Origin of the sequence: Rothia sp. ND6WE1A (genome assembly GCF_001683935.1) — a bacterium.
GTDB lineage: Bacteria > Actinomycetota > Actinomycetes > Actinomycetales > Micrococcaceae > Rothia > Rothia amarae.
In genome coordinates this window covers 1-9914 of sequence record NZ_LXTU01000015.1, presented here as the reverse complement: position 1 = coordinate 9914, position 9914 = coordinate 1, and the positions used below count along the sequence as shown (strand labels likewise).

Here is a 9914-nt window from a genome sequence, read left to right as displayed (position 1 = left end):
GCATATGGCGGGGTGTTTCTTGAAAGAGCAAATATCGTCTCAGGCATTAAGTGCTGAGGCAGCAAACTGGAATTTCTGTTGTGCCCGCCACTAGGCTAGAGATATGAAACTTATTAAATATTCTCACTCATGTATTCGCCTCCAAAATAACAACAAAACGCTGGTGCTGGATCCGGGGAATTTCTCTGAGGTCGAAGAGGCTCTCGAAGGTGCTGACTTCATTCTCATCACCCACGCTCACCCTGACCACTTTGAAGCAGAGAAAGTTGCAGCTTTTCTAGAAGCTCACCCTGAAACTGAGCTCTATGCTCCTCGGGCAGTGATTGACGAGCTGAAAGACAAAGTCAAGGGCGCCAAGCTCCATAACGCTGAGGCGGAGGAATCTTTCTCTCTGGAAGGATTCGACATCAAGACGTTCGGCGGACAGCACGCGTTGATTCACCCGTTGATTCGCACTATCGATAACGTCGGCTACCTCATCAATGATGAGCTGTTCCACCCCGGTGATTCGCTGGTCGTGCCTCACCAGCTCAAGGTAAAAACCTTGCTCGTACCTATCCATGCTCCCTGGAATAAGATTCAAGAAGTTATCGATTACATCATCGCTGTGGGAGCTGAGAAGGCATACCCCATTCACAATGCCCTCCTTTCGGAGAACGGGCACGGCATTATTGAAGGACAGCTGAAAAACTTCGGGGAAAAATACGGTACCGAGTACGTTCACCTGGAGCCCCGCGATGAGGTAGAGATCTAAGGAGAGACATGGCTACCGTTTTCACCCAAATTATTAACGGCGACATTCCCGGACGCTTCATTTGGAAAGACGAGAAAGCTGTGGCTTTCTTAACCATCGAACCCATGGGGGAGGGGCATACGCTCGTCGTCCCTCGTGAAGAAATCGATCACTGGATTGATTTACCTGCTGACTTGAACGCCCATCTTTTCGACGTGGCTCAGAAAATTGGTCAGGCACAGTCGCACCTCTTTACCGCAACTAAAATTGGTTTGATGATTGCAGGGTTAGAAGTGCCTCATACTCATCTGCATGTCTACCCGGTTAATGGATTAGCTGACTTTGGGCCAGAAGCTATAGACCGTAACGTCGATGGCGCAACCCTGGACGCACACGCTGAGAAACTTCGTGCAGCTTTGCGCGAGGCGGGCTGGGAAGAGTTTGTACCTGAGTCCTAAGGCGTGCTCACTTTGATATAATATGCATTTTCGGATGTTTTAGCCCCGGTTCTTCATCAGAAGAACCGGGGCTAAATTATTTCAGCATTTTGACAGATTGCTATGAATTTTTCAGATTCTCTAGAGCATCTCGTAGCGCTTTGCGAATCCGCTTTTCGGAAACGGTATAGGCTGTACCCAGTTCTTGAGCAAAGAAGCTTACGCGTAGCTCCTCAATCATCCAACCCACGTGTTCTAATTCATCAGAAACTTCGGTCCCTTGGGGCAAAGATTTCAGGGCTGAATCATATTCGTCTTCTAGTTCCTGTACCGCAATCATGAGCTGATTGTCGCGGTGCACCTGGGGTCCCAGCTTCTCAATGCGCTGAGTGATTGCTTTCAGGTAGCGGGGGAGATGAACCAGCTGAGAATACCCCGTCTGGGCTACGAATCCGGGATATATCAGGTGATCCAACTGAGCTTTCATATCTTGCATCGCGTGAATGACGCTCAACGAGGTGCTCTTTTTTATTTTCTTCTGCACAGCCGAAGCTTCTGCCAGGATATCCGCCACTAACTTGGTGACTTGGAAAACCGATTCAATGAGTTCTGCACGAACCTGCTGAAAAACTTTTTCAAATTCGTCGTGGGTAAAGGGCGCCTGCGCCGGTGTCAACATATCTACCGCTGCCACTGTGCAGTCACTAATGAGCGAATCAATAGAACCGTGCGGATTCTGAGTGAAGACGATTTTCTCTCGGTTCGACAGATGATCACTCACATAGCGGATAGGCGAGGGCACCTTGAGATGAAGCAGACGAATGACGCCGCGACGTTGTGAACGCGCTGCTTCCGCTTCGGTGGGGAAGATTCTAATCCCCACGGTTTTTCCTTCGTCAAAGAGCGCCGGAAAACCGGCGACTTTTTGGGTAGCGATTACTCGTTCAATTTTGCGCGGAAGCTCTTGTGCGGGCCAGTCGGTCAAACCACTTTGCTCGCGAACGCCATGGGCAGCTGCGGATGCGTGTCCTGCTGTAACCGTCTTTCCCGCCAGTGCCGGGCGCTGACCCTTGGACTGATCTCCACCTCGCTGCGCAGAGGATTGCTGCCTCTGAGCCATCTTGTTCATAGCAGCAAAAGTATCGGGTGAAGCCCCCAGCGATGCTGCCAGAGCAGAACGAATATGGGAGTGTAACTGGGTCTTGAGTAACTCGATATCGCGACCTTCACCCAAAATTTTATTGTGAGGGTTGCGCACCTGGAACGTGAAGCGAAGATACTCTGGTACCTGATCCCAGTTAAAGGCGGCAGGGTCAACTACAATTCCTCGAAGACGACGGAGCACCAGTGCCAAAGATTCGAGGAGGTTGTCCTCGGCAGGGGAGAACTCAGCGTTGAGTTTTGCCACTGCAGCTTGGGCGACGTCGGGCGCCGGCACAAAATTCTTCCTCAGCTGCTTAGGCAAGGACTTGATAAGTGCCGTGATGAGTTCAGTGCGTAGACCGGGAATCATCCACTCAAAGGGAGCTTGCTCCAGTTGATTGAGGAATAGGATAGGTACCTGCACGGCAATTCCGTCTGCCTTAGTCTCTGAACTGCGGACTCCCCCGATAGAAACCGATGGAGCAAATTCATAGCGCAGATCGAGGGTGAGTTCGCCTGATCCGGTATGAATCGTCCAGGTTCGGGGAAAGAGCGATTCGTCGTAGTCTGCAGCTTCTTCATCGATGAGATGATCGGGGTTGAAATCCAACAGATGCTCGTTCTTTGTCCGCTCCTCTTTCCACCAGCGATCAAAATGACGTTCGGAGTAGATATTCTCTGGCAACCGGGCATCGTAAAAATCAAAGAGCGTCTGATCGTCTACGCGCAGATCACGACGGCGCAGGCGAGCTTCGAGTTCCTCGACCTCAGCCAACGCGCGCTGATTTCGCTCAAAGAACTTGTGATGGGTTCGCCAGTCGCCTTCAACGAGGGCGGAGCGAATGAACATTTCCCGTGCTGCCTGAGGGTCAATACGCCAGTATTGCACTCTGCGATCCGCAATCACGGGCACTCCAAAGAGTGTGACCTTTTCATGTGCCATGACCGACCCTTGAGCCGATGACCAATGAGGATCAGAGTACTGTTTTTTTACCAGGTGAGAGCCGACTTCTTCAATCCACTCGGGCTTGACCTCTGCATTGACTCGTGCCCACAGGCGGGATGTCTCTACTAATTCAGCCGAAACAATCCACTCGGGATTTTTCTTGAACAATCCAGAACCTGGGAAGATTTGGAAACGGGTACCCCGAGCGCCCATGTACTCGTGGCGGGCTCGTTCATCTTTGAGGCCAATATGAGAGAGCAAGCCCGAAAGTAGCGACTTATGAAGATCGACCTCGTGGGCTGCGGGATTGATATCTCTGCCGCGGCTCACTGAGATGCGGGCTGACCGTCCAATCTCAGCCAGCTGTGCATAAAGATCCTGCCATTCACGCACTCGCAAGAAATTCAGGAATTCTCGATGACACAACTTGCGGAACTGACTGGAAGAGAGCTCCTGCTGCTTTTCGTTGATGAAATTCCACAGCAAGAGATAGCTGGAGAAGTCAGATTTTTCGTCTTTGAAGCGTGCATGCTGAGTATCAGCTTCTGCCCGACGCTCGGTGGGCCGTTCTCGCGGGTCTTGCACAGTCAATGCCGCGGCGAGAACCATCATTTCTTTGGCACAACCGCGCTGATCTGCCTCGACAATCATGCGCGCCAAACGGGGATCAACGGGTAGCGCTGCCATCTTGCGCCCCACACCGGTCAGTGGCGTAGCGGGCGAACGGCGTCCACGCGTAGCCTGCTGGAAGTTCTTCTGGCGCAGAGCGCCCAGCTCCCGCAGGAGGTTGACGCCATCGTTGATAGCGCGGGTCTCTGGCGGCTGCACAAAGGGAAAGCGCTCAATATCGGAGATAGCTTTTACCACTCCAATAGAGGTCATCTGCAAAATCACCGCAGCCAGGTTGGTACGCAAAATCTCAGGGTCGGTAAATTCTGGGCGGGAAAGGAAATCTTCTTCAGAATAGAGACGAATAGCAATACCATCTGACACGCGCCCACAGCGGCCCGACCGTTGGTTAGCGCTCGCCTGGGAAATACGCTCAATGGGAAGGCGCTGAACTTTGGTACGCGAAGAATAACGTGAAATGCGGGCGGTGCCTGTATCAATCACATACTTGATACCAGGTACTGTCAGTGAGGTTTCTGCAACGTTGGTTGCCAACACGATGCGCGGGCGTGAACCGGGGCGGAACACCTGAGTTTGCTCTTGCATCGAGAGGCGGCCGAACAGGGGTAATACCTCATAGTGGGGTAGCCTCCGAGTGGAGCGAATCATGTCCTCAATGGCATCTTGAGCATCGCGGATTTCTCGCTCCCCCGAGAAGAAGATGAGGATATCGCCGGGATCTTCTGCCGCCAATTCGCGAATCGCGTCCAAGATACCCTCGATGGGATCACGATCTTCGTCCTCTAAACCGTCGTCGGCGTCGTTGTCTTCGCCCTCGGTTGGCACATTCAGCGGACGGTAGCGGATTTCAACGGGATAGGTTCTGCCTGACACCTCGATGATGGGAGGTGCGTCATCTGGCAGCGTTGCCTCAGCAATTTCCTTTTCTTCAGCGCTCAGAGAGTCATCGACAATTCCGACCCCAGGCACAAAGCTGGGCGAAAAATGGCGAGCAAAACGCTCGGGGTCAATGGTGGCAGAAGTAATGATGATTTTAAGATCGGAGCGCTGACCCATAATGCGTTTGAGATAACCAAGAATGAAGTCAATATTGAGGCTTCGTTCGTGCGCTTCATCAATAATGATGGTCGAATACTTTTTCAGTAGCGGGTCATTTTGAATCTCTGCTAGCAAGATGCCGTCGGTCATCAATTTGATCGCCGAATGCTCGCCCACCTCGGAGGTGAAGCGAACCTGATACCCCACTGTCTGACCAATGTTCTGACCGAGTTCTTCAGCAATACGTTCAGCAACAGATCGAGCAGCCAGACGGCGGGGCTGAGTATGCCCGATCAGCCCGGTTTCGCCCAGACCAAGTTCTAAACACATTTTAGGAATCTGGGTAGTCTTACCTGAGCCCGTTTCACCGGCGATAATAACAACCTGGTTCTCAGCAATTGCTTTTTTGATATCTTCCCGGCGTTCGGAGACCGGAAGTGCAGGAGGAAAGCTGATGGCGCTGGGAATAAAAGGCTTGTACTCCCGAGAGGTTGTTTTGCGCTCGCCTCTGTTACGGTTCTGATTCTGCTGAGAAGAGCGAGCTGCCCCGCGTTTCTTACGCTGAGTTGCCCCGGAGCTTTTCTGCCTTGCAGAGTTATTTTTCTGCACAGGATGTGCAACATCTGCTTGCGGTGTAGGGGTCGACGCGCGGGTATTCGCCGCATGCATAGCGGCGGCAATGTGGGAAAGTGAGGATGAGGCGGAGCCTGAATGATTCTTAGACATACTGAAAAATCATTGTAGAACAGCCACAGCGTAGGGGAAAGAAGTTTGCCGCAGGCGTAGCGAGCGCTGGTTAGATAGTTAAGGGGTGGAAAAGCCCTTCGAGTCTAGTTGCTGCTGCACCCAGCGCACCATTGAGTGCAAAGATTCATCGGTGTAGCACCGTAAATCGGCATGCTCAGCATCGGGGATTAGATATAGCTCCGTCTCGATACCGCGCTGTTGCAACGTTTCATAGACCCTGCTGGATTGGAGGTGAGGCACGCACGTATCACCTAATCCATGAAGAAGATAAAGCGGTGCGCAGCGGCGTGTGCCGGCAGGGCTTGCGTGGGAAATAATATCAAGCGGTTGAGCCTTGGACCAGTTCAATTCTGCCTGCGAACCCGCCGGCGCAGGAAAGTTACTGCCCAGAAGAAGGCATTCGGCGTCGTCGTCTTCAGGGTGCACGCGGGGAAAACCGCAGATTTCGCGGTCATCGTAGATGGTTCGAAGATCGGAAACCCCGTAAATACTCACTGCGCACGTGACTTCTGAAGAACCGGAGGTCAGCGCACCATCATAATAAGAATCGCCTAAAGTACCTGTAGCCGCAGCCAGTATGGTGAGGTGACCACCAGCAGAACCACCGACTAACACAATCTTGCGAGGGTCAATCTGAAATGATGTGGCGTGTTTGCGAAAATGCGCAATGGCAGCTTTGACATCATGAATCTGGGCAGGAAATTGCGCCTGGGACGAGAGTCTGTAATTGATGGAGGCACAGGCGAAGCCCGCAGCTGAGAAGAATTCGCGAAGGCGGTGCACACCATTTTCGCTAGATTTAAGAGAATCTTTAGAGCCATAGCGCCACGCGCCACCGTGGACATAGACCACCAGGGGAGCCGGATCTGAAGAATTTGCCGGATAGAACGTATAACTTTGTGCATCAAGGTGTGCGCGGGTATAAAAACCGGTTGTGCTCTTCATAGTCTTCTCTCTAGTTCAAAAGAAAAAGGTTAAAAAGAAAAGTGCCCCTGAAAGGATTCGAACCTTCGACAACCAGTACCGGAAACTGGTGCTCTATCCACTGAGCTACAGAGGCACGTGCTTCAGCGTTAGCTAAAACAGCACGTCACTACCTTACCAGATTCTTAGGCATCTCTTTCATTTCCGTCGTATGGAATCTCCTTGCGATTCACATCGCAAGATGGGCTTCTTCGTCTGCACCTGCGCTTTGGGTAGACTTATTCCCATGACACCCGAAGAACTCTCAGATGCAATCTCAACTGCCCTTGCAACCACTCTAGAATCTGGCGAACTGACTCTTGTCGATGGCGCCGAACTGCCCGAAATTAGGGTTGAACGGCCAAAGAACCGCGATCACGGCGATTGGGCAACAAACGTTGCATTGCAGATTTCTAAAAAGGTGGGCAAGAATCCCCGCGAGGTAGCTACTATTTTGAGCGAAAAAATTGCTCAGATTGACGGCGTCGCCCAGGTCGATATCGCTGGTCCAGGCTTCCTCAATATCATTCTGGACGCCGGTGCCGCCGGGGAAATTGCCCGCACGATTGTCGAGGCAGGGGAGAAGTTTGGTACTAATTCAGAGCTAGCCGGCCAAACCATCAACCTGGAGTTCGTTTCCGCGAACCCCACTGGTCCCATTCACTTGGGTGGAACCCGCTGGGCTGCGGTGGGGGATTCACTGGCGCGTATTTTGCAGGCTGAAGGTGCACATGTGGTGCGCGAATACTACTTTAACGATCACGGTACACAGATTGACCGTTTTGCTCGTTCACTTCTAGCGCGTGCTCAGGGCAATGCTGCCCCTGAGGATGGCTACGGTGGCGAGTACATCACCGACATCGCCAATCGCGTCATGGCTGAGCACCCTGAGGCGCTGACTTCAGAGGATCCTCAAGAAGTGTTCCGTGCTGCTGGCGTGAAATTTATGTTTGAGGACATCAAAAAGACCCTGCATGATTTCAAGGTAGATTTTGATGTTTTCTTTCACGAGAACTCCCTCTTTGAAGAGGGCAAAGTAGATGAACTCCTAGAGAAACTCAAGACCAGCGAGCACCTCTACTTCAAGGACGGTGCATGGTGGCTGAAATCAACTGATTTTGGTGATGACAAAGACCGCGTAGTGATTAAATCAGACGGAAACGCCGCTTATATCGCTGGCGATATCGCCTATTTCCAAGACAAGATTAATCGCCCCGAGAACCCCGCTGACATCGCCATCTATATGCTCGGTGCAGACCACCACGGCTACGTCGCGCGCCTTAAAGCAGCTGCAGCAGCGCTGGGGGATAACCCCGACCGTGTTGAAGTGATGATTGGTCAAATGGTGAACTTGGTACGCGATGGCAAGCCCGTTCGGATGTCCAAACGTGCCGGCACCATCGTCATTCTTGAAGATTTGGTAGAAGCTGTGGGCGTTGACGCCGCACGTTACACCTTGACTCGTTACTCTGTAGATACAAACATTGATATTGATCTTGATTTGCTGACCAAGCAGTCTAATGAAAACCCTGTCTTCTATGTGCAGTATGCTCACGCTCGTACCTGCAACGTGGCTCGTAACGCAGAAAAAGCTGGGGTTGATACTTCCAGCTTTGATGCGTCCCAGCTCAACACAGAATCTGACAACGAACTCATCGCCGTCCTCAGCCAGTTTCCACAGGCAGTCAAAGAGGCAGCGACCTTCCGCGAACCCCACCGCATCGCCCGCTACATCGAAACATTGGCAGGCTCTTACCATCGCTGGTACGGAAACTCCCATGTGGCACCTAAGGGCGAGGAAGAAATCACGGACCTGCATCGCGCACGTCTCATGCTCAACAACGCAGCCGGCCAGGTTCTCTCTAACGGATTGAACATGCTTGGCGTAACAGCACCGGAGAAGATGTAAATGAGTGATTCCTCAACTCTTTTCAAACCAGATTGGTTGGAAGTACCAGCGCATCCCGCAGACCTCAACCGCACCATATGGACCGATAGCTTCAGCCGTAATGATTCCGGTGAACTCGAAGTAGACGGCGTAGCGGTCAGCGCTTTGCGTGAGAAATTTGGCACCCCCGAATACGTCTTCTCAGAGACGACTTTCCGTGCTCGCGCTGCAGAATTCAAAAATGCATTCACTTCTGCATTTGTTGAGCACGGTGCCGAGGTCTCGGTTTACTATGCCGCCAAATCATTTTTGACGACGGCGGTGGCGCGGTGGGCTCTGGAAGAAGGACTCAACCTCGATACCGCTTCAGGCGGCGAGTTAGCTCTTGCCCTGCGTGCTGAAGTTCCCGGGCAACAGATTGCTTTACACGGAAACAATAAATCTGATGTGGAAATTCGCCGCGCCCTGGAGAACCAGGTAGGCCGCATCGTCGCCGATTCTGTCTATGAGGTTCAGCAGATTGCGCGCATAGCCAGCGATATGGGAGTAGTAGCACCTGTGATGTTGCGTGTTACCCCCGGTGTTCACGCTTCTACCCATGACTACATTGCCACCGCGCACGAAGACCAGAAGTTTGGTCAGTCGATGGTCGCTGGAACTGCGATGCTGGCAGGATTTACCACCGAACAAATCAACGCCTTAGGTTTGAGCGACGAGGATTCTTACGCAACCGTTGCTGCCGCTGTAGCTTTAGGCGAGGATTCTATAAACCTTCGTGGTCTGCACTGCCATATTGGGTCTCAGATTTTTGAGGCAGAAGGATTCTCCAAAGCCGCCGAAAAAGTTTTGGGCTTTATGAACGAGTTGAACCACCGTTTCGATGTCACCCTAGCTGAAATTGATTTGGGCGGCGGTTACGGCATCGGGTATATCGAGGGGGAGTCCCCTCGCCCTGCGTTAGATGTCGCCACAGAACTTGCTGATTCGGTGTCCAAAACATGCGCTGATTTAGGAATGGAAATTCCACATTTGTCCTTTGAACCCGGGCGTTCTATCTCGGGTCCATCAGGTATCACCCTCTATACGGTGGGCACTATCAAAGACGTAGCAATCGAAGACGAAGCGGGAGCGTCTCGCGTTCGTCGATATGTATCAGTAGATGGCGGAATGAGCGATAATGCTCGTCCGGTTCTTTACGACGCCGATTACACGGCGGTGCTAGCAAATCGTGAGCCGAGGGGAATTCAGGTTCTTTCTCGTGTGGTAGGTAAACACTGCGAATCGGGCGATATTGTGGTGCGCTTTTGCTACTTACCTGCAGATTTGATGGCGGGGGACATCCTGGCAGTTCCAGCAACAGGCGCCTACTGCTATGCACTCAGTTCCAAT

Annotated in this window: 6 protein-coding genes and 1 tRNA gene; 4 read left to right on the top strand and 3 right to left on the bottom strand. The window is 52.2% G+C overall.

Annotation, left to right across the window (positions count from 1 at the left end; translation table 11 throughout):
• Positions 1-103: 103 nt before the first annotated feature.
• Together A7E48_RS01885 and A7E48_RS01880 are read left to right on the top strand one after the other, a co-directional pair.
• Positions 104-754: an MBL fold metallo-hydrolase gene (locus A7E48_RS01885; RefSeq protein WP_068168745.1), complete on the top strand. Its 651-nt coding sequence runs from the start codon at positions 104-106 to the stop codon at positions 752-754.
• Between the two features lie 8 nt (positions 755-762).
• The gene (locus tag A7E48_RS01880) at positions 763-1191 is read left to right on the top strand and encodes an HIT family protein (protein WP_068168739.1); all 429 of its coding nucleotides are present in this window, start codon (positions 763-765) and stop codon (positions 1189-1191) included.
• A gap of 100 nt (positions 1192-1291) precedes the next feature.
• Here the strand turns inward: A7E48_RS01880 and hrpA are convergent, their stop codons facing one another.
• The 3 genes from hrpA to A7E48_RS01865 all read right to left on the bottom strand — a co-directional run bounded on the left by hrpA (position 1292) and on the right by A7E48_RS01865 (position 6734).
• Positions 1292-5653, bottom strand: coding sequence for an ATP-dependent RNA helicase HrpA (gene hrpA, locus A7E48_RS01875; RefSeq protein WP_068168733.1), 4362 nt, complete (start codon positions 5651-5653; stop codon positions 1292-1294).
• 78 nt (positions 5654-5731) lie between these two features.
• Positions 5732-6619: an alpha/beta hydrolase gene (locus A7E48_RS01870; RefSeq protein ID WP_068168730.1), complete on the bottom strand. Its 888-nt coding sequence runs from the start codon at positions 6617-6619 to the stop codon at positions 5732-5734.
• 42 nt (positions 6620-6661) lie between these two features.
• A tRNA-Arg gene (locus A7E48_RS01865) sits at positions 6662-6734 on the bottom strand.
• 150 nt (positions 6735-6884) lie between these two features.
• Here A7E48_RS01865 and argS point away from each other — a divergent pair.
• Together argS and A7E48_RS01855 are read left to right on the top strand one after the other, a co-directional pair.
• Positions 6885-8546, top strand: a complete 1662-nt coding sequence (gene argS, locus A7E48_RS01860; RefSeq protein ID WP_068168749.1) for an arginine--tRNA ligase — start codon at positions 6885-6887, stop codon at positions 8544-8546.
• A partial coding sequence (locus A7E48_RS01855) for a diaminopimelate decarboxylase (RefSeq protein WP_068168726.1) occupies positions 8547-9914 on the top strand: 1368 nt, incomplete at its 3' end.

Coding starts and splice junctions, on each gene's coding strand:
- A7E48_RS01870 (WP_068168730.1), bottom strand. CDS start 6,619: ATGAAGAGCACAACCGGTTTTTATACCCGCGCACACCTTGATGCACAA.
- argS (WP_068168749.1), top strand. CDS start 6,885: ATGACACCCGAAGAACTCTCAGATGCAATCTCAACTGCCCTTGCAACC.
- A7E48_RS01885 (WP_068168745.1), top strand. CDS start 104: ATGAAACTTATTAAATATTCTCACTCATGTATTCGCCTCCAAAATAAC.
- A7E48_RS01880 (WP_068168739.1), top strand. CDS start 763: ATGGCTACCGTTTTCACCCAAATTATTAACGGCGACATTCCCGGACGC.
- hrpA (WP_068168733.1), bottom strand. CDS start 5,653: ATGTCTAAGAATCATTCAGGCTCCGCCTCATCCTCACTTTCCCACATT.